Source organism: Oligosphaera ethanolica, from assembly GCF_030814695.1.
Lineage (GTDB): Bacteria > Verrucomicrobiota > Lentisphaeria > Oligosphaerales > Oligosphaeraceae > Oligosphaera > Oligosphaera ethanolica.
The window spans coordinates 2,959,326-2,981,439 of sequence record NZ_JAUSVL010000001.1 but is presented as its reverse complement, the minus strand read 5'-3'; the positions used below and the strand labels follow the sequence as shown (position 1 = coordinate 2,981,439).

General features: G+C 58.0%; 11 protein-coding genes. 6 read left to right on the top strand and 5 right to left on the bottom strand.

What is annotated here, in order from left to right; all coding sequences use genetic code 11:
- Positions 1-28 precede the first annotated feature (28 nt).
- The 3 genes from J3R75_RS10295 to J3R75_RS10285 all read left to right on the top strand — a co-directional run bounded on the left by J3R75_RS10295 (position 29) and on the right by J3R75_RS10285 (position 4,395).
- Positions 29-2,776: a P-loop NTPase fold protein gene (locus J3R75_RS10295; protein WP_307261440.1), complete on the top strand. Its 2,748-nt coding sequence runs from the start codon at positions 29-31 to the stop codon at positions 2,774-2,776.
- A gap of 96 nt (positions 2,777-2,872) precedes the next feature.
- On the top strand, positions 2,873-3,892 hold the full coding sequence (locus J3R75_RS10290) for an AAA family ATPase (protein ID WP_307261439.1): 1,020 nt from the start codon (positions 2,873-2,875) through the stop codon (positions 3,890-3,892).
- A complete protein-coding gene (locus J3R75_RS10285) occupies positions 3,889-4,395 on the top strand; it encodes a hypothetical protein (protein WP_307261438.1) in 507 nt (168 codons plus the stop codon). The genes J3R75_RS10290 and J3R75_RS10285 overlap by 4 nt, the downstream gene beginning before the upstream one ends.
- Before the next feature lie 122 nt (positions 4,396-4,517).
- On the opposite strand, the gene J3R75_RS10280 is transcribed toward J3R75_RS10285, so the two are convergent.
- From J3R75_RS10280 to J3R75_RS10260, 5 genes are all read right to left on the bottom strand, one after another.
- The gene (locus J3R75_RS10280; protein ID WP_307261437.1) at positions 4,518-6,788 is read right to left on the bottom strand and encodes a hypothetical protein; all 2,271 of its coding nucleotides are present in this window, start codon (positions 6,786-6,788) and stop codon (positions 4,518-4,520) included.
- A gap of 1,800 nt (positions 6,789-8,588) precedes the next feature.
- The gene (locus J3R75_RS10275) at positions 8,589-11,504 is read right to left on the bottom strand and encodes an FAD-dependent oxidoreductase (protein WP_307261436.1); all 2,916 of its coding nucleotides are present in this window, start codon (positions 11,502-11,504) and stop codon (positions 8,589-8,591) included.
- A gap of 110 nt (positions 11,505-11,614) precedes the next feature.
- Positions 11,615-14,539 (bottom strand): preprotein translocase subunit SecA, encoded by a 2,925-nt coding sequence (gene secA, locus J3R75_RS10270; RefSeq protein ID WP_307261435.1) that lies wholly within the window; start codon positions 14,537-14,539, stop codon positions 11,615-11,617.
- A gap of 61 nt (positions 14,540-14,600) precedes the next feature.
- Positions 14,601-15,170 (bottom strand): orotate phosphoribosyltransferase, encoded by a 570-nt coding sequence (pyrE, locus tag J3R75_RS10265; RefSeq protein WP_307261434.1) that lies wholly within the window; start codon positions 15,168-15,170, stop codon positions 14,601-14,603.
- Positions 15,171-15,678: 508 nt separating this feature from the next.
- Positions 15,679-15,804, bottom strand: a complete 126-nt coding sequence (locus J3R75_RS10260; RefSeq protein ID WP_307261433.1) for a hypothetical protein — start codon at positions 15,802-15,804, stop codon at positions 15,679-15,681.
- A 251-nt stretch (positions 15,805-16,055) separates the two neighbouring features.
- Here J3R75_RS10260 and J3R75_RS10255 point away from each other — a divergent pair, with 251 nt between their 5' ends.
- The 3 genes from J3R75_RS10255 (at position 16,056) to fabG (ending at position 22,094) form a co-directional block, all read left to right on the top strand.
- A complete protein-coding gene (locus J3R75_RS10255; protein ID WP_307261432.1) occupies positions 16,056-16,250 on the top strand; it encodes a hypothetical protein in 195 nt (64 codons plus the stop codon).
- A gap of 180 nt (positions 16,251-16,430) precedes the next feature.
- Positions 16,431-20,243, top strand: a complete 3,813-nt coding sequence (locus J3R75_RS10250; protein WP_307261431.1) for a hypothetical protein — start codon at positions 16,431-16,433, stop codon at positions 20,241-20,243.
- A gap of 513 nt (positions 20,244-20,756) precedes the next feature.
- Complete coding sequence (gene fabG / locus J3R75_RS10245; RefSeq protein WP_307261430.1) at positions 20,757-22,094, top strand: 3-oxoacyl-ACP reductase FabG; 1,338 nt, start codon at positions 20,757-20,759, stop codon at positions 22,092-22,094.
- Positions 22,095-22,114 lie beyond the last annotated feature (20 nt).

Sequence of the window (22,114 nt, the reverse complement as noted above, 5' to 3'; positions counted from 1 at the left end):
ACGGGGATGAAAGAAGGCAATTCCTGCAATGACAGATAGCATAAGCAAATATCCGAAAGCGGGTTCATGCCGAAGGCCGGGGGCTATTGCCAAGCGCTGGCTTGATATCGTCCTCTATGCAATCTTCGGGGGGGCTTTTGTTGGCATTATGGCCGAGATCAGCGCCGGCAACCAGCTTGAATGGCTGACATGGAATGAAGGCATTTTCGCTAACGAATGGATAAGATGTGCCATACAAGCACTGGGATGGGCCTTGCTTCTATCGGCTGATTGCTTGAGAACAACGTTTTCATGCCGGCAGTTTGCCCGAATCCGATATCCCTCATGCCTTGGGACTGTGCTGTTGGCCTACTTCGCCATTATCGCGATTTTCCTTGGTGCATCGGTATTTGACCAAGACATCATTTTCCACTTGGCAACTCCTGTCTTCATCTCATCACTTGTCGCCGTTCTAGCCCCCCTTATTAGCTTCATTGTTGGGATCATTATCAAGGACTTTGCTCTACGTCTATACCATTACCGCCGGCAAAAGACAAAACCTACCAAAAACGAAAAAGCTCATCATGATTGGCTCCCCAAAGATTTGCAGTGGATACTCAATGAAACACCGGTTCCTGATGATGGTGATGACAAGTTCAATTTCATACCGACGTATACCCGCCTTGCGGACACCATATCGCACATTGACGGGAACGCCCCACCCACGACTATCGGCCTTGTCGGACCCTATGGCTCGGGAAAAACCTCCACCACCCACTCGGTTGAAACCCTAACCCATCAAAAACGTAAGGACATTCATTTTGTCCTTGTTCCCGCATGGGGCATTGCCGAGCATGGCCTGACCGGATTTGTTCTTCAACGCATGGTCAGTAAGCTGGAAGAACTTGGCATTGACTGCCTCGCAATCCGAGGTATCCCCACTCACTATCTTGCCGCCATCAAGGTTGTCAACGACAAAGCGGGTACGCTCGCAGAACTGTTCTGCGCCCCGACCAGTAGCCCCAACGATGTTCTCGCCAAATGCCAGCACGTCCTCGAAGCCTTAGGGATTTTCCTGGTTGTCTGCATCCAGGATGCCGAACGAAATGGCAGCAGGAAATCACTCCAGGAATTGGCAGGTTTGCTGGACAGATTCCGCACTATGCCAAATGTCACTTTCATCGTTGAAGCCAATGAAAATACACATGAACGCATCGATCTCAGCCGTATCTGCGACTACATCGAACGTATGCCAACTATGCCATATCAAGATACTAAGAGATGGCTGCTTGAATTTCGCAAGGCTTGTAGTGATTTTTCCACAAAAAGAACGACGGAATACTCTTCTCAAACAGGCAAAAATGATGCCTGCCATGACCGAAACACGGAAAAAACAATTGAGTTGCCACGCACGCATAGCATGGAAGCAGAGTTATGCAGCACAGATTCACAACGTGAAATCACCAAACTACTGGGAACACCGAGAGTTTTTAAACACGGTTTGAGAAACATATGCGTAGCTTGGGAAAAACTACATGGCGAAGTGGATCTCGATGAGTTGATCTGGCTTAATATCCTGCGTTGCGTAGCGCCAGAAGCATGGGAGTTCATTGTTCGTAATATCGACAAGTTGCGCAGCATTGACCAACCAGACCAAGACGCAGCCAATAAGCTTGTCAGCGATCTTGTCGATGACTGGCACAGAACTACCCAAAAAGTCGACAACTCAACTGCATGTCAATTACTTTTGAAAATAATAGGCATCAATTTAGTCGATCTGGACAATGAAGGACGAAAACAAACAATCTCGGTAACGATGAAATGCCCACAATCTATTTTTAGTCCACAGTATGGATCGACGTATTTTACCCGCATTATGACCATTTCAATTGACCAAAAAGGTCTTCGTGACCAGACCATATTGCGTTGGATTAGTGAATGGAAGAGTGGAAACAAGGCCGCTTTATTGGACAGTTTATTCAATGACAATAAAGGCCTCGTGGCGGAAAAAGTCTTTCAGTTCAGGACGTTTCTTTCAGATGATGAACACAATCGCATGCAACGCGAATTGGATTTGTGCACCGACTACATCACCAAAGCCTTGCATATATTCGGGAGAAATGCAAATAAAAAATCGATAGATACCAAGTTTATCAATGATTTTTTTAACGATGTAATAGGTGGTGGAAACGAATACTCAATATGGATACGAGAACGCATCAAGCAAGCAATAGACTACTCTCTTAGAATGGCATATGATCTGTATATTTCTTTCAGTAGTATTTTACATAAAGGACAAAAAGACTTACTTCACTATTATATGAATCTTTTTTGGGAAAGATTACGGAATGATCCGGATTATTTAGGACGCGTTCTCAATCCAGAGGACCAAACAATGTTGTGGCACTTGATATTTCTGTCTAAATATACAGCCACGAGGTTTAGTGAATGCTTATCACACATCATTTCGTCTGCTGAACAGACTCCGCTTATTGTCGTTCCACATCTCGTTCATCTCATCGCTACCGTTCTCGAACATGCCTCGAAAACTCCGAAAGAAAATCCATTTAGTCTCGAATTTCTCAATCAACTCAACCCCAGCCAAGATGATCTCAGGAGTCTGCGGAATGTCCTGCAAAAATACTGTGATAACCCGGATGCAAAACCTGAGATTATTGAGCGCATAAAATCTGTTTTACTGGCTCTGGGCAACGACACAGATATACGAGACGACCTCCCGACTACCCCGGAAGCCCCGAACGACAACACTATGCCCGACGCAAAGACTGACAAATGATATATTTACTGCCATGCGCACGCGACAACAGCTCCAGGAAGCCCCCAGGCTCCTCAGATAGTGTGACCAAGTCATCACGCGCAAAGGAGACGCACTATGAAATTGACCAGATTGCACTGCGAGCGCTTCACCGCGTTTGACCAACTTACAGTAGATTTCTCCAAGGGGATCAATGTCTTCATCGGCGCCAACGGCACTGGCAAGACCCACTTGATGAAAATCGCCTATGCCGCCTGCGACATCACCAAAAGCAAGATGAGCTTTCCGGAGAAGCTGTGCCGGGTCTTCCTGCCCTCGGGCCGATCCATAGGCCGTCTGGTCAAACGGCAACAGGCCAGTTCGCGCGCGATGGTAAGGGTTGAACGCGAAAAAGAAAGCCTGCAGGCATCATTCTCGAATCACACCGACAAGCCGGAGCTGGCAAAAGTAACTGGGCAGACAAAATGGATGGCCAAGCCACTCGAGAGTGTCTTCATCCCCGTCAAAGAAATGCTCTCCAATGGCCCCGGTTTTCGCTCCCTGTATAACCAACGGGAAATCCATTTTGAAGAAATCTACGCGGACATCCTTGATCGCGCCTATCGCCCCCCCCTGCGTGGACCGACGGACAAGGCACGAAAGGACTTGTTAACCAGCCTACAGAAGGTCATTGACGGCAAAGTCGTGGTGAACAACGAAGAGTTCTTCCTCAGAAACAAACAGGGCAATCTCGAATTCACCCTACTGGCCGAGGGCATCCGCAAGCTTGGACTGCTCTGGACCCTGATTCAGAACGGCACTCTGCTGGAGGGCTCAGTGCTTTTTTGGGATGAGCCTGAGACAAACTTGAATCCAAAGCTGTATGGCGCTCTGGTGCAGATTATCCTTGCTCTGCAGCAGGCCGGGATACAAGTCTTTCTTGCCACTCATGACTACGTGATACTCAAAGAGTTGGACCTGCGCAGGGGTGACCACGACAAGGTGCTGTATCATTCACTGTATCATGACGAAGCTGGGGATGTCCAGTGTCAGAGTACAGCGCAGTATCTTGACATCAGTCCCAATGCTATAGCAGAAACCTTTTCTGATCTCTACGACCGAGAGGTGAGGCGTTCCATGGGGGGGATACGCAAATGAGCGAATTCACTGAAGGGAACCTCCGGATACAATTCCCCACAGATGTGCAAGTGCGAAAATTCGATACTGCCCGCCAACATGGCCGGCTCAATTGCATGAAGGCCGTGGATTTTATTGCGGAACTCGACGACCGCTACCTCTTCATCGAATTCAAAGACCCTCAGCACCCAAAGGCACAACAAACAGACAGGGACGAATTCATCGAGAAGCTCGGGCAAGGAGCCATCGACGAAGACCTCAAGTACAAATATCGCGACTCGTTGCTCTACGAGTGGGCGTGCCAGCGCGCTGAAAAACCAATCTTCTTTTACGTGCTGATCGCCTTGGATACGCTGACCGATGCCGATCTGCTCGTGCGCACCGACGCCCTCAAGAGAAAACTACCGCTGTCTGGGCCACCATCAGGAACTTGGATACGAAACATCGTTGCCGGATGTGCGGTTTTCAACCTGACGACGTGGAACGAATATTTGCCCGAAATCCCAGTGTCCCGCATCGCCTGAAACGCGCGCAGTAGGCTCCCTCCAAAGGCGCATGCGGATAAATGCCCGCATCCACCTCCCCCACTATCTGCTTGAATCCACGCAATCAGCGGATAGAAAAAGCCGCCGTCGCGTCCGCCTCTCTAGTCTTTGCCAACGAGGGAGAACATCTTGGTTTCGCCGCGCAGCATACTGAAGCGGATTTCGCGGGTTTCTTCGCCGTAGGTCTGCCGTTCATAGAGCTCATAGGGGCTGCAGACGACGGGCAGGCGCAGGCATTTTTCGCCGGAGGTGGCTGCGTGGACGGTGACGAAATTGCGGCTGGCGTAGAGGCAGTCGCCATCGTCGGAGTAGATATGGCAACCGGCATAGCGCGCCACGGCGCGATAGAGCTCCGCGCGGACGTATTTGGCGCCGCAGTACACCGAGGTCCACCCGTCCATGGCCTTCACACTCAGCGCCGGCAGACGATTGCCCAGGAAGCGCGCGGCGGTGAGCGCGCTTGGGTCGTCCATGTAGAAAACCGGGTAGCTGCTGGTTTCGCGGCTGCGGACGCCCGGCCGCACATTGTTGGGCATGCGCCGGTCGAGTGCGCCGAAGATCTGCCCCTTGTCCAGCTTGGCAAAAGCCGGATGGGCGTCGCCGTTGATCTTGAATTTGCTGCTCCAGTTTTCCAGCAGCATCGCGCTGCGCATGCCGGTGAGATCGCTGAGGTATTCGTGGGAGAACTGCTGCTCGCGATCAGGGTTGATGACGCCCGGCGCGTATAGCCACAGCGCCACCGCGTGGTCGCGCTTGATCTTGGCCAAGATGTCCCGCCGTTCCTGGTCGGTCAGCGAGTAGACATTGAAAAACACGTACAATTTATACGTGGGCATGGCCGGGTTGGCCATGTCGTTGTGATAGTACTGATCCACCGGCGCGCCAATGTGCGCGATTTCGTAATTGCGAGTCATTTCAATGCTGTCCAGACTGGCCCAGTGCGCGGTGACGTGGATGCTCTCTTCGTCGTATATAAAAGCGATTTCGCTGCCCTTGCGACGGTCAAGGCTGTAGGCAAAACGCGCGATCTCCTGCTGGCGGGCGATCAGCGCGTAGATATCCGGGTGTTTGTAGCGGCCGCCGCCCACATGCTGATCGAACCACCACGCCTGCAGGTCCTCGCAGATATTGCGCCCGAAATCACGCTTCATGATGCCATAGGTGTCCGTCATGTCGAACATCTCGATCAAATTCTGGTAATGGCGGTTCTCGAAATGCGTGCGCGTGTCTTCCTCGACAATGAACATCGTATTGCGCAAGCGGAACGAGTCGTTCATTTCGCGCTGGCCGGTGAAGCCGCCGGGCTGGCGGTTCTCGTACACGCCGGGCGCCGCCAGGAAGTCCACCACGCCGGAATCGAGGATATGCAGCACGCCGCCGGCGGTGCCGCCGTCAATGAGATTGGTGCAGCCATAAGAGCCGTAAAAAGCCCCGACCAATTTGTCCGTCGACTTCGCCTTGATGATGCGCGCAAAGTGCACCACGCTTTTTGCCGTGCCAAGGTGCCAGGCGCGGTAGTAATCCGCCGTGGCCTGGTGCCGGTCGACGTCCAGAAACACGCCGATGTTCGTGCCGTTGCTCGGCGGCTCGGGCGCCGGCGACGTCGAATACAACCGCGGCGGATTCGCCAAAGCGCTCTCGACGCCGTAGGCGAAGTAGCGCGTCGCCGGCGCCGGCACCGTCGGCGCCGCAAAAGACGCCGACGGATCACGCCAACGCGCCCGCAGCCGCTCCTCCGTGCCGTATTTTTCCCGCAGATAGCTGCCGAATTCCTGGCGGAAAGCCGCGCTGAAATCGCTGTAGGCGCCATCGGCAGTTGGGTCCACGCCGGTGTAGTACCACTCGGAGGTATTGCCCGCCGCCAGGAAGTAGCCGACCACACGGTCGGCATAGGGCAGTCTTTCGATGGCGTCGTAGGTCTCCGACAGAGCCCGGCCGGCGTCCTCACGCCATTGCTGGGAAGACAGCGAATACATCGCGGGCAGCATCGCTTCGTAGGACTCGGTGTAGAGCAGCGTCGGGTAGTGCTTGCCGTCGCTGTAGGTCACCAGCTCGTCGGGATTCTCCGCAAACCACGACAGCGGTGGATGCAGGCCGATGCGCGGAATAATGTACGCGTCAGGCACGGCTTCCAGCAACGCCTCGGCCTCCTCGCGAAACTGCGCGAAAGCGCCGGGCTTGAGCCACTCGGTGTCGCAAATCAGAAAAAACAACTTCACGCCAGCGGCGCCGAGCTCGCGGAAGTACTCCTTGTCAATCACCAGATGGCTGCGCAGGTTGGTACGGATGGTCGCCATCATTGGCGGATAAGGCCGGCCATCAATCATGATCGCCGGATAGCCATGGTAATCTTCTACGCGCGCCGTAGTCATCGTCTGCACCTCAGTGTTGGCATGATTCTCGCATTTCGCCGCCGGCAGCTCGACACGACCAGCGCAGCGGTGGCAGGCAGGCACTGAGCCCGCTCCGCATAAGTATACCCCGCCCAGCGTGTTTGGCCATCGCCCACGCCGCCATAAAGGCCGCGGGTGCTGAATCGACCAGCCATTGATAATCAAAACTGTAGTGCCTCTACGAGGCACTGTCTGTTGGCAGGCTGCGTCCCCAGGCTAAAGCCCATAAGCGTTAAGCAGTTCATTTTTTTTGGTAATGTGCGAAATCTTGTGATAGAAAGAGAGACTTGACACAGTAGTTCCGAACCCTTTGTCTGCGCCGTGGGCTCTATCCCTGGGCTGGTATGCGTCGTGCGCCCGTCTCCCGGCCGTGGTGCGGGCGTCCCGCCCCTCCGTTGCGGAGGTTCCTGAAAAAGGCATGTACGTCGTGCGCCCGTCTCCCGGCCGTGGTGCGGGCGTCCCGCCCGCACCGTCGCCTGGGATATGACCTTAGCCGACCTCCAAACAGCCACACGCAAACGTGCCCGCAGCAGCAATCAATGAGTTCCATTGCCTCTTTGGCCCCAGTCAGCTGCGCCGACTGGGGCCAAAGAGGCCGAGGAACACGGACCAATATGGCGCGCCACCCAGGGCGGCGCGCGCCTTCGGCGCCGCTTGCCCTGGGCTGGTATGCGTCGCGCTTTCAGCGCTTCTGCCGCTTCGCGGCGGAAATGCGCGACGAGAAAAGGCTGTCTGGCTGAACAAGTGCCATGGATACCGTAAAGTGAAGAGCATCGGTTTCATGGGAGCAGGTTAGTGTAAAAAGTTTTCTCCATAAGAAGAGAATAGTTCTTATTTACACCTGGAATCATTGGTTGGCAACTACAAGTGTTCATCACAAGATTTCGCACATTAACAAAAAATCAGAATTTTGGAAGGCAACATTAAGACTTCTGGAAACTACTTAACGCTCATGGGCTAAAGCCTGGGGTTAAGCATAGTTAAGCGCCTACGGCGCAAAAACATAACCATTGAATGATGGTGACTTTCGGCTCGGATCGGACAAGTCACGTCGTCAGGTCGGCCAAGTTCGGCCCGGAGGGCCGTACCATGCATAGCCCCGGGTGAGGCGCCCGGAGGGCGCCGCAACCCGGGGTATGATAACAAGTTAGAATTGCGCCTGGAGGGCGCCACATTGGCTTGGCACGTCTCGTCCCACCGCGCCAGAGAGGCAAGGTGTGCATCCATTCTCAATGGGTGACCGATTACCCGCCGGCTGGTAGTCGGTCAGTGTACACCCCGGCGCTTCGCCGGGGACAATTTGCAGGAAACCCACGGCCCGCCGCCGCCCAACCATCCGACCTTGATTTCCGCCGACCTTTGCGGCAGCGGGTTTCATAGGAGTCATTGATATTGGATGCCCGACATGCCGCCGACGTCAACCCCAGGCAAGCCAGTGAGTTCCATTGCCCCTTTGGCTCCAGTCAGCTTCGCCGACTGGTGCCAAAGGGGCCGAGGAACACGAGCGTAGAGGGCGCGCTACCCAGGGCGGCGCGCGCCTTCGGCGCCGCTTGCCCTGGGCTGGTATGTTTCGCGCTTTCAGCGCTTCTGCCGCTTCGCGGCGGAAATGCACGACGAGAAAAGGTTGCTTGGTTGAACAAGTGCCATGGATACCGTTAAATGAAGAGCATCGGTTTCATAGGAGTAATTGATCTTTGACGCTGAAAACAAAAGACCGCAGGAATAAGCCGATATCAATGAGTGGGGGATTACCGGAAACACTTCCGGCAAGTACGCCCTTCACCCGGCGTACTTGGCCAGCAGTCGCCGGGCCATATTGCGGTAAATTGCCCGCGCGTCCTTGCTATACGCAGCGAGTCGTTCGCGGCCGAGATCGCCACCGCAGGCCGCCAGCGCGGCCGCAAGCATCACTTCCAGGTAGCTGAGCTGGAAGGGCGGCACGTCGCACCAGTCGTCCGTCACCGTGAAACCGCCGAGCCATTTCTTGCCCAGCAGCGCAGTGAGCCCGGTCACGGCACGCTTATCCGGCATAATGCGCCAGGCTTGAGCGAGTGCCCACAGGCGTTCATGGAAATACGTACGATGCACATCGAGGCGCTGGCGGCTGTACGGCGTCGTACCGCGTGAAAGCTCGTCGCTGCCGGCATCGGCCCGCTCCAGGATGGGCAGCAACAGATCCACGGCGCGGGCATCGCCCGCTTTCGCCAGCAGAAACACCAGGCTGTTGATGAGCCCGTGGGACTGCCAGCTCGGACACAGCGCCAACTGCGGTTTGCCGTAGTTGGTCCGCTCATTGCTGCTGAATTCCTCGCCGGCGACACTGCGCAGAGTCCACCCGGCCGCCCCCTTGTCCTCCACCCACGCGGCGTCTTTGGGCAGCTCCCGCGCCAGCATATCCGCCAGAACGGCGTACGCGGCTGGCCGGCCATGCCAGGCCAAGGCCATCGCGGCCTGCTCGGCTACCCGCCCGCCCTCAGGCAGCAGCCGTTCGCAGCGATCGAGCAGGGCCTTGTCCGCCAACACCATCGCCGGGAAATAGCCGTCGCTGCTGTTTTCGCGCAGGCGCTTGAAGGCGAAATCCGTGGTCCACGCGGGCGCGCCGTCATCTGCCCAGGCCGGCAGCACCTTCTTTGCGCGCAACTTCGCCTGGATGGGCCGCAACGGCAGCACGCCGGGCGCGCGGCCGGCGGCCACGGCGGCGGCCGCCACCATTCCCAGTGCGTAGCCGGCGTTGCTGATATCCGGATTCATCCGGCACAAACAGGTCGCGTCCCGTTCGCCCGCCAATGCCTTCGCGCCAACCAGGACGTTCCTGACGCCCTTGGGAATGAATGCGCGCAGCGGTATGCGCACGCGTATCTCTTTGTCGTCATACAAATCGCTGCCCAGCAGCCCAGCCGTCACCAAATCGTCGCTCATGCGACCGTGATTGTCGCAAAGACAGAGCGCCACGGCAATGACGTCCTTAAACTGCCGCCGACAGGCGATGTCACGCAAATTTAGCCCGTACTCGCCCACCACGCGCCGGGACTCGCGCGGAGTGAACATATCCGCAATGTGGTAGTCGCTGTTATCGCGGTAAGACAAGCCCAGCCCCCGCAGGCAGTCCGCATAGCTGTCGGGATGGACAACGTCCAAGTCGGCCAAATAGTGCTTGTGCTGAAAATTCTTTGTCGTCCACGGATCGCTGCCCCACTGGCTGCTGCTCTGCACAAAGCCCGTGTCGGGATCGCCCAGTTCGTAGGCAATGCCGGCGTGATAGCACAGGTCCGCATCAGCCGTGGCGTCTATGAATACCTCCGCCGAGCCCCCCCGGAAGCCGGCCTCGCCGTAGATTGTGACGTGCTCCACGCGGCCCTTGTCCTGGAAGGCGCCACAAACCATGCTGCCGCCATAGAAACGCTGGCGCTGGCCGTCCTGCAGAAAGATGTTGTCCCAGTAACGCGCGGCCGCAAAATGGAAGGCCGTGTGCTCCTTTTCGGCCAGCGCTCGAATGGCAGCGTTGCGCTTGGCCCAGGCGCCATCCTGGTAGCCATGCCAGGCGCCCGTGACCAAGCCGACGGTCGAGGTCCCGCCAAGACTCATATTCATATCAACGACCACCGCGTCCGTGCCTTCCTCATGCAGAGCCGCCACAGCCATGCCACCGCCCGTGCCGCCGCCAGCAACCAACACCGATGTCTTGAAGCTCTCCGGCGGCCGTACCCGGCACGCCAGAAAACGCAGCCCGAGCTGCTCGTCAAAGTCCTCACGCACGTCGCAGTAATCAAGCTGCTTGCCAAAGCTGAAGACGGTGATACCACTAGCCACAATCGGCCTTTCCAGCGTACTGCACAGCTCCGACACCACCGGCTCAACCGAGCGTTCCAGCTCGCGAATATAGGCCGTCGTCGGCACCCAATCGACATTGCCCGGCACCGTCTCCAAATTCATCCGTAGCGCAGCCTCGCGCCGCATCATGGTCAGCCGGACATCGCCGCAGCTCAAGATGCGCGACTGCTCAAAACATGGGTATGTCGCACGCATGTCCGCAAAGACCTGCACCGCAGCCTGGCGCATCTGCATCGCCAAGTCGGTCGTGGTGTGGTCCTGAGCGTAGTAATCCGTCCGAAATGACATCGACACCGCCAGCGTGCCCTCGCGCAAGGTCCGATGCACAGACAAGTTTGGCCACGTTTTTAGTTCCAGCGTGCGCTCCGTGCAGGCCTGCGCCTGGTCGATCTCGAAGATTAATTCCGCGCATGCATCGCGTTTCTCCAACGGCCCTTGCAGGTGGTTGGTTACCGTCTGGTCTTCACTGGCGTCAATGACCGCATCAACCGGCAGCATCCTGACCCCGAATTTGCTCACCAACAGCACGCCGCAGACCGCAATGCCAGTACATATCACACCCGCACAGGCCGTCTGCAACAACGGCGTCGCGCCAGCATCGCGCGCCCGAACGTACAACTCGCGCTTCAGCGCGCCCTCCGGCAACGGTATGTCGCTCTCGCAGGAGCCATTTTTCAGCCAGCAATGCCGCGAGGCCGCCAGACTGCCGCCCAGATACGCATGGCGATCAATGATGACCACGCGATGGCCGTATTCCCGTGCGACTTCCGCCGCCCGCACCGCCGCGTGCCCACCGCCAATGATCGCAACCGTCAGCTGCTCCTGCGCAAACTTCATCTCGACGCCCTCGGGCTTCTCGTCCATGGCCAATCATCCCTTCTTTCACCGTTCTGCTGGGGTACAAAAACGGGGAGGCCGCTGCCTGGACAGCGCCTCCCCCGGTACATAATTCATCACCTTACCACAACCGCTGTTCAGCGACCGCAGCAGGCCTTGTATTTCTTGCCGCTGCCGCATGGGCAGGGGTCGTTCCGCCCCACCTTGGGCTGGGCGCGCCGCACCGTAATCGCCGCACGCTGCGGCTCAGCCGTCTCGGTCGCGCCGCCGCTGCCGGCGCCCTCAAAGGGATTGAAGCCCTCGTGGACTTCCTGGATGTCCGTCTGCGGCTTGGGCTTTGCCGGGCCGATGGCAATGGTGCTCAGACGGAACACGTTCGCGCAGATGTCGTCTTTGACGGTATCCATCAGCCGCGAGAACATCTCGTAGGCCTCCTGCTTGTACTCCACCAACGGGTCGCGCTGGCCATAAGACCGCAGCTGCACGCCCTGGCGCAGCGCGTCCATCGCGTACAGATGCTCCTGGTACACCCCGTCCATCGCGCTCAACATGATGTAGCGCTCCAACCAATGCAGGGCGTCGGGATTCTCCATGCGAACTTTGATGGCGTAGGCATCCTCAATGCGCGCCATTATGCCCTTGGCAATACTTTCCTGCCCGCGACTGCTGTCAAACAGGTCCGCACCAAAGCCGATGGGGAAGGTCCGAGCCAGCCATTCACGCACGACGCTGAAATCTACCGCTTCATTCTTGATCCGCACCGCATAGGCCTCATCAATCTTCTCGGATATCGCCGTGTAGATGAAGTCCATCAGCAGCTCGCGCGGATCGTCCGCCAGCAGGATGCTCTTGCGCAGGCCGTAGATCGTCACCCGCTGCTTGTTCATCACGTCGTCGTACTCCAGCGTGCGCTTCCGGATGGCAAAATGCTGCTGCTCGACCCGCCGCTGCGCGCCCTCAATCGAGCGGTTCAACAGCGAATGCGACAGCTCCTCGCCTTCCTGCAAGCCCATCTTCTCCATGATCGACGCGACGCGATCCGACCCGAAAAGCCGCATCAAATTGTCTTCCAGCGAAATATAGAAGCGCGACGACCCTGGATCGCCTTGGCGCGCACAGCGCCCGCGCAGCTGCCGGTCAATGCGCCGCGAGTCATGCCGTTCGCTGCCGATCACATGCAAACCGCCGGCCTCTTTTACGCCCGCGCCCAGCTTGATGTCCGTACCGCGGCCGGCCATGTTCGTCGCAATCGTCACCGCACTAAGCTGGCCCGCCCGGGCGACGATCTCGGCCTCGCTCTCGTGATGCTTGGCATTCAACACGTTGTGCACGATGTTCCGGCGCTGCAGCATCCGGCTGAGCAGCTCGGACACTTCAACCGAAATGGTACCCACCAACACCGGCTGGCCGCGCTTGTTGCAATCAGCAATCTCTTCGATGATCGCTTTATACTTCTCACGCTGCGTCTTGTAAATGCGGTCGTCAGAATCCTTGCGCATGCAGGGACGATTCGTCGGCACCACCACCACATCAAGATTGTAAATCGCCTTGAACTCGTTGGCTTCGGTCTCGGCTGTGCCGGTCATACCCGCAAGCTTGTCGTACATGCGGAAGTAATTCTGGATGGTGATCGACGCCAGAGTCTGCGTCTCACGCTCAATCTGGACGTCTTCCTTGGCCTCCAACGCCTGGTGCAGGCCCTCGCTGAAACGCCGCCCCGGCTGCGGCCGGCCGGTGAACTCGTCAACGATAATCACCTTGTTGTCCTGCACCACATACTGCACGTCCTTCTCAAACAGACAGAAAGCCCGCAACAGCTGCGAGATGTTGTGGATGATCTCGGCTTTGTTGTCATACTCGGCTTGCGCCTGCTTGCGCTTCTCCAGCTTGGCATTGTCATCCAGGCTGTTGTCGCTGTCGATATCGCTGAAAATCGTCGGCAAATCCGGTATGACGAAGGCGTCGGTCTCGCCGGGGCGCAAGAACTGCCGGCCCTTCTCGCTCAACTCGGCCTCCTGGCCCTTCTCGTCAATGCTGAAATAGAGCGTCTCCTTGACTTCCTGGAGAAAGCCGCGGTTGTTGTCACTGTGCATTTCAGCGTCTTTTTTGTCCAGGGCCTTACGGATAGCCGGCTCTTCCATCAAGCGCATGAGCTGTTTGTGCTTGGGCATGCCCAGCTGGACCTTGGCCAGCAGCAGGTAGGCGTGGTCCTTCTCCTCCGGACTGGCGTCTTCCTTGGCCAATATGTCCCGCGCTTCCGACATCAGGTCGTTCAGCAGCTTGCTCTGCTGACGAAACAGCGTGGATACCGACGGCTTGAGCTTGTCAAACATGTGCGTGGAGACCTTCGCCGGCCCGGCAATGATCAGTGGCGTCCGCGCCTCGTCAATAAGGATGCTGTCAATTTCGTCCACGATCGCATAGAAGTGATCACGCTGCACCATTTCGTCACGGCTCATGGCCATGCCCATGTCGCGCAGGTAGTCAAAACCGAATTCGCTGTTGGTGCCGTAGGTGACGTCGCAGGCGTACTGCTCGCGGCGTTGCGCCGGCGTCATTTCGTTCTGGATGCAGCCGACGGTCAAGCCCAGCCATTTGAGCACGTGGCCCATCCAGTCGGAGTCGCGCCGCGCCAGGTAGTCATTGACCGTCACCAGCTGCACGTTGCGCCCCGACAGGGCATTCAAATACAGCGGCATCACCGCAACCAACGTCTTGCCTTCACCGGTGGCCATTTCCGCGATGTTGTTCTGATGCAAGGCAATGGCGCCGACCAGCTGCACGTCAAAAGGCACCATGTCCCAACTCAGCACATGCCCCGTCACCTCGACCTTCGTGCCCAGCAGACGCCGGCACGCGTCCTTCACCACCGCATAGGCCTCGCACAAAATGTCGTCCAGCGTCTCGCCCTTCTGCAGCCGTTCGCGAAATTCCTGCGTCTTGGCCTGCAACTCGACGTCGCTCAAACTGCTGTAGGAGGCAAAATGGCCGTTGATGCGATCAACCAACGGCTGCATTCTCTTCAACACCCGCGCATTGCGGCTGCCGAAAAGCTTCTTCATAATCCACTCAATTACCACTTGTCAACTCCTGAGATAGGACGCTATCACACGCGGCAGTCATTTATTTCGAGCCCGGCTTGTCAATGGGCAGGCCCTGCTTGCACATGGGGCACGCCGTTGGCTCGTAGGTCGCCAGCGTCAGTCGAATCAGGCTCTTCAGGGGTATGCCGAAATCAACGCTGCCGTCACTGCGGTCGACCATCGTCGCCACGCCTACCGGCACCGCCCCAAACTGCCGCACCAGGTCAATCGTCTGCTGCACCCGACCGCCCTTGGTAATCACATCCTCGGCAACCAACACGCGCTCACCAGCGCGGAGGCTGAAGCCGCGTCGCAACAACAGGTTGGACTGCTCGTCCTTCTCCGCAAAAATCGCCTTCACGCCCAGGCTGCGACCAATCTCCTGGCCGACAATGATGCCCCCGATCGCCGGTGATATCACCGTCTCCACGCCGGCATCGCGCCAGCCATCGGCCATCGCCGCGCACAGCTTGGCGGCAATCACGGTCTGCTGCAACACCTGTGCCGCCTGAAAATAACGGTCGCTGTGCAAACCGCTGCGCAATTGAAAATGACCCGTCAGCAACGCGCCAGTATCCGCCAAATGCTGCAAAATTTCGCTTTCCTTCATCGTCACTCCGCCTTTTCCTGGCTAATCACGCCGTGTTATCGCTATTCCCGACCGCACGCCGACCACGCCGGCTGCACCCCGCAACCGGGACTTTTCGGGACTTAAAGGCAATGTGCAAAAAATCAATATAATCCACATGTCAAGAGTGTCTATGCTCAGACCCGCCAGGGGCAATATCTCCCCGTAATGCCTCAGTTATTGATACCAGGTTTTCCTGCGGCCTTTTTGACCGCCCCGTCGCAAACCACCAGACTGATCGGCCAAGTTCGGTCCGGAGGGCCGCACTTGGCCGATCTGACGACTTGCGTTGTCAGGTTCGGGCCGAAAACCACCATCATTCAATATCCATGTTTTTGCGCCGTAGGCGCTTAACCATGCTTAACCCCAGGCTTCAGCCTGGGGACGCAGCCTGCCATCAGACAGTGCCTCGCAGAGGCACCACAGTTTTGGTTATCAATCACTCCTATGAAACCGATGCTCTTCATTTAACGGTATCCATGGCACTTGTTCAACCAAGCAGCCTTTTCTCGTCGTGCATTTCCGCCGCGAAGCGGCAGAAGCGCTGAAAGCGCGAAGCATACCAGCCCAGGGCAAGCAGCGCCGAAGGCACGCGCCGCCCTGGGTAGCGCGCCATATTGGTCCGTGTTCCTCAGCCTCTTTGGCTTCAGTCGGCGAAGCTGACTGGAGCCAAAGAGGCAATGGAACTCATTGATTGCGGCGGCAATTTTGCGCTGTGACCCTTCGTCGCAGGTCTTTTAGGCCGCCCCTTCAGGGCTCTTTTGGGATGGGGCACCTTACCCAGGGCGACGCGCCCTGCGGGCGCTTGCCCTGGGCTATCTTAGGGCGCACCTTCGGTGCTCAAAACCTCGGCGAATGATCTTGTGCATGGTTACCAATCAACTCATCGCCGGCGATTGCCGCATGCTATGTGAAGAGCATTGCTCCTATGAAATCCACTGCCTGGTTAGCCACCTATGGGTAATGGCTGGCGGCGACTGGCCGTGGGTTTCCTGCAAATTGTCCCAGCGAAGCGCCGGGGTGTACACTGACCGATTACGCGCTTTTTCGGAAAAAGATTAGCCACCTGTTGCAGGGACGACATTTTCGTACTAACTTGAAGCCTAATTGTCTCCGGCACCCCAGAATATGCCGTATATACCCCGGCAAACCGCACCACCGCCCCCGCTACCCGGGCGTTGGTGTTAACCACCAGTCAGCCACGCGTCACTAATCATCGCGCCATACGCCAACGAGGATGCCATGAAAATAATCAACACCACCCGCATTTCCCGCCGTATCCACGCCATTCTGCTTTCGGCCTTCCTGGCCTTGTCGGCACTATCGCTGACTGCGGATGAAAAGGACAGCGCCCGTGCCGAATGGATGACCGGCTATGTCAAACTCGAGTCCGGCGACAAGGCCGTCGCCAGCAACAACGTGGTCGTCGCCACCGGTCTCTACAAGGAAGCGCTGGACATTTTTGAAAACGTGCAGCACAAATATCCCAACTGGAACCCGACCCTGCTCAAATACCGTATTGCCTACTGCCAGCAGCAAATCGAAAAACTCGAGGCAAAGTACCAGAGCGATACCTCCGAGCTTTCCAAGGAAGACCTCATTGCCCTCACCGCCCGCCAGGCCGAACAAATCCAGCAGCTCACGACGTCCCTCGACGAACTCAAAACCCGCGTCGGCACCCTCAGCGAATCACTGGGCAACATGCAGACCGCGGCGCAAAAATCCGGCGCCTTTGAAGCCGCCGTCGCCACCCTCAGCGCCGAAAAGAAAACTCTGGAAGACGAGGCCGTCCGCCTCAACTTGCGACTCAAAGAGGCCCTCGACCAGGTGGCCAAACTCAGCGCCGGCGCGGAGCTGCAGTCCAAACTCACCCGCGCCGAAGAGGCGTTGCGCGTTGCTCAGGAAAACATCAACACCCTCAGAACCACCAACACCCAACAAGCTGACGCCATCGCCACCGGTAAAGCCCAGGTCGCCGATTTGACCAGGCAACTCGACGATGCCCGCGCCCAGCTCGGCGGCCTGAATACCGCCGCAAAAGCCAACCAGGAAATTCTCGACGCACAAGCAGAAACCATCAACAAGCAAACAATCCAGCTCGCCGCACTGGAAGCCAAACTGGCCCTCGCCGAGAAAACCAGCCGCGAACAGGCCCAGGCCACCAGCGGCCTCCAGCAAGAAAAGGCCGCCATGGCCGCTGAACTCGCCGAGCTCCGCCAATTCAAGGACCGCGTCATCGCCGAACGCGAAGCCGAAAAACAAAGCATAAGCGCCAGCGCCGATTCCGCCCGCAAGAAAATTCAGGCCCTCAGCGGCGAAGTCGCCGCCCTCAACACTCAGCTGGCCGAAGCCAAAGCCCAAGCACAACAACTGGCCAGCGACCTGGCCGGGAGACAGCAGCAGCTCGAAGGTGACCGCGCCAAAGTCATCACCCTCGAAGAAGCCCGCGCCAATCTCCTCGGCGAGCTCGAACGCACCAAGGGCCGACTCGCTCAAGCCGAAGCACAGAACCTCAAGCTGGTCGCCGACGTCAACGCCCTCACCGTCCAACAACGCAACAGCGCTGACAGCAGCAGCGCCCTCGCCCAACAAATCGCCGCCAGCAACGCCCAGCGGGACGCACTGCGCAAGGAAATGGCCACCCAGGCCCAACAGCTGCTGGCGCAAACCGCCCTCACCACCCGCCAGGAAAACGTCATCGCCGAAATGACTAGGGTCATCACCGATAATGAAAATAGCAAAAAGGCCCTGACACAGCAACTGGCAGATTTGAACGACAAACTTGCCGGCAGCCAAGACCAGCTCGCCAAACTCGAGGCCACGCACCAGGCCACCGCGCAGGAACTCGCCACCAGCCAGCAAAAACTCGCCGCGCTCAGCCGGAGCGATCAACAACGCGCCGCCGAACGCGATGACCTACTCGCACAACGACAGGCTCTGCAAACCCGCCTCGCGGAGGTCCTCAAGGACGCCGAAAACCAAAAGGAACGCCTGCAACAGCAACTCGCCGAGCAAAAGACGCTCGTCGAACAACAGCAGCTGGCACTAGCCAAACAACTAGAAAACCAAAAACTCGCCGCCGAGAGCCAAGGCAAAACGCAAAGTACCCAGCTCGCCGCCGTCAATCGCCTCGAACTGGAAAAACAGCTCCTGGAAAAACAACTCGCGGACCAGCAGCGCCTGGCCGCCGAACAACGGCGCGCTCTCGAAGAACAGCTCGCGACCGCCCAGAAGGCCCTCAAGCCCCTCGAAGGTCTTAGCCAAAGCGATGCCGCCGCCAAACGCGAACTGGCGGCCGTCCAGGCCAGCCTGAACGTCGCCAAGGCCGATCTCGACGCCAGCACACAGACCCAACAAACCCAACTCGCCCTGCTCGACCAGCACAAAAACACCATCGCTGAACTCTCTGCCAAAATCCAAACCCTGGAAGCACAATCGACCAACAAGGCTCTCGCCGAAGAAAAGTTGAGCCAGTCCCTCCGCAGCAAGGACGAACAAGGCTCAGCCCTGGCCAAACGCATTGGCGAACTCGAAGAGGCCATCAAAACAACCAGCAGCAAGGCCGAACAAGAAGCGATAGCCCGCACCCGCCTGGAAAAGGAACGCGACGCATACCAGGCAAAACTCGCCGCCGCCGAAGCCAAAACCAAGCAGCTCCAGGACGCGCAGGACAAACTCGCCGCCGCCGAAGCCGCCGAAAAGAAAGCCCGCGCCGAACGCGATGAGCTCGATAAGAAGCTCCAGCAGGAAATCGCCCAGCGCATCCAGCTGGAAGGGGCCATCGCCGGCATGCTGCAACAACGCCGCAACCAGGAAAGCGAATTGGCCGAAGCATCCAAGACCAGAACTGACACTGGCAAACTCGAACAGCAGCTGCGCGAACTGGCGTCGGAAAAACAAATCCGCGAACAGGAATTGAGTGCGCTCCGCCAAGCACGGGAACAACAAAACCTGCAGCTGAGCATGGCCAAACAACAGGTCGCCAAACTCGAAGATGAACTGCGCACCGAAAAAATGAAGGCGGCATTCCCCGGCCAGCCCGCTGTCACCAACGAAACCGCAGCGACAAGCATCGCCCCCGCGACCACCGCCGGCTCAACCGCCCTGCAGGACGAGGTCAAGGCACTGCACCAACGCCTCCAGGACAAGGACAAGCAACTCCTCGACCAAGACAAACAACTCATGGCCAAGGAACGCGACTTGATGGCCAAAAACCAGCTCCTCCAGGCCATGGCCGGATCCGAACAGGAAAAAGTCGCCTGGATGAAACAACTCGACGAACTCGGAAAACGCGCCCAGCAGGAACAACAACAACGCCAGGAGCTGGAAAAAGCCCTCGCTGACAAGGAAAAACAGCGCGCCAAAGACCTCGCCGACATGGAAACCAAGCTCATCCAGGTTACCGCTGAATTGACCCGCCTCGAGCAGGAACGCGTCAAGAGCGAAGCCGATCTCATTCGCAAGGAAACCGACCGCGCCACCAAAGAACGCGAGCAGAAGGTCGCCATCAATCAAACCTTGCGTCAGGGCCTGGAAGCAGAACGGGCCGGTAACGCCAATTCCGCCAAGGAGTTCTACAGCCAGGTACTCGCTAAAGAACCACAGAACACCATGGCCCTGCAACGCCTGGGCATCATCGCGGCAACCTCCGGCAATGACGCCGAAACCATCAAGTACTTGGAACAGTCCTTCAAACAAAATCCCGATGACGCCGACACCCTCCTCGCTCTTGGTACCGCCATGGTCCGCCAGTCCAAACCGGACCTGGCCATATCTATGCTCAGCCGCGCCGTCGCCCTCGACAACAAGAACGCCGGCGCCGTCCGCGCCTACGGCATGGCGCTGCTCAGCGCCGGCTGGCGAGACGCCGCCGAAAGCCAGCTCAAACGCGCCGTCACCCTCCAGCCCAATGACGGCGACGCCGCCTACAATCTCGCCGTCCTCATGGCAACCTCACAGCCACCACGCCTCGACGAGGCCCGCCAGTGGTACCAGAAAGCCATCAAGGCCGGCGCCCAACCAGACCCCGGGATGGACGCACTACTCAAAAAATAGGGCGCAAGCCACCCCACCGCCACTCCTTTTCACTGATCCGACTGATCCGACTGATCCGACTGATCCGACTGATCCGACTGATCAATCGACCTGATCGGTCTGATCGGTCCGATCCGTCCAATCCGTCCGATCCGTCCGCGATAAAAGACAGCTGATCCGACTGATCCGACTGATCCGACTGATCCGACTGATCAATCGACCTGATCGGTCTGATCGGTCCGATCCGTCCGATCCGTCCGATCCGTCCGCGATAAAAGCCAGCTGATCCGACTGATCCGACTGATCCGACTGATCCGACTGATCAATCGACCTGATCGGTCCGATCGGTCCGATCCGTCCGATCCGTCCGCGATAACCAGACCGACGATCCGTCCGATCCCTCCTCCAAAAAGCCCCTGCCCTCTTTTTTCGTCTTTGCCCAATGGCTCTTGACACTTGTTCGTTACTTGTTCATGCAGCGCATCATCGCCGTGGCTTCGCGCCCATGTCAAACAGCAACGAAAGTGTCCTTTTATGACGAACGACATCACCCTGGTTGAACTGCCGAAACTCTATGAGAATATGGACGAGGCCACCATCGGCCCCTGGCTGAGTGCCATTGGCGAAACGGTCAAGACCGGCGACGTCCTCGTCGAGTTGATCACCGACAAAACCGTCGTGGAATTCGAAGCACCGGCGGACGGCGTCATCCTGGCCATCTACGCGCAGGAAAAAAGCACTGTTCCGCTCGGCTACATCCTCTGCGCCATCGGACCGGCTCAAGCCGCCGCGCCGGATATGACCAGCACCAACGAACAAAGAATGGCCGCGCACCTCAGCAAAAATGCCATGCAGGTCGATGTCAGCGCACTGATGGCCACCCCAGCAGCCGCTCCCGAAGAAAAACCCAGTTTCAAAGCGGCGCCTGCCGCCAAAATGTACGCCAAACAGGCCGGTGTCGATCTCGCCGACGTCGCCGCTTTCTGCAAGCGCGACATGATTCACCGCAAAGACGTCGAAGATTTCATCAAACAGCAGCAACAACCCGCTGCCGCTATCGCTGCCCCCCCCGCCCCTGCCGCCGCCCCGGTGCCGGTGTCTCAGCCGGTCGTCGTCGACCCGGCTGCGCCTCTTCGAGGCAAGGTCGCCTTGATCACCGGTGCCAGTGGCGGCATTGGCTCGGCCACGGCACGACGCTTGGCCGCCGCCGGCGCCGCCATCGCGATTCATTACCACGCCAGCGCCGAGGCCGCCACCCGCCTGCAGGAAGAGTTGACTGCGGCCGGCGCGGCCTGCGCGCTCTTCCAAGCCGATCTCGCCGCGCCTGACAGTGCCAAAAAGCTGGTCGATGACGTCATCGCCCACTTTGGCCATCTCGACATCCTCGTCAACAACGCCGGCATGCTCGCTGACGCCACGCTGTCTTTCATGAGTGACCAGCAATGGCAGAGCTGCCTGGACATCAATCTGTCGGCGCCCTTCCGGCTCATGCGCGCAGTAGCCATGCCCATGGCCCGCCAGCGCTGGGGACGCATCGTCAACATGTCATCCGATGCTGGCCGCTTGGGCTCAGCCAATCGTTCCAATTACGCCGCCGCCAAAGAAGGACTGGTCGGCCTGACCCGCTCAGCGGCACGGGAACTCGCCGGTCTCGGCATCAGGGTCAACGCCGTCAGCCCGGGCTTCATCGACAGCGCCATGACTGCAACCATCAATGACAAAAAACGCCAGGAGCTCGCCAAAGACATCCCCGTTCGCCGCTTCGGCCGCGACAGCGAGGTCGCCGAACTGGTCTGCTTCCTCTGTTCGCCTGCAGTCGACTACATCACCGGCCAGGTGATATCCATCGACGGCGGTCTCTTTATGGGCTGATGATTGGGAAGGAACGCCCG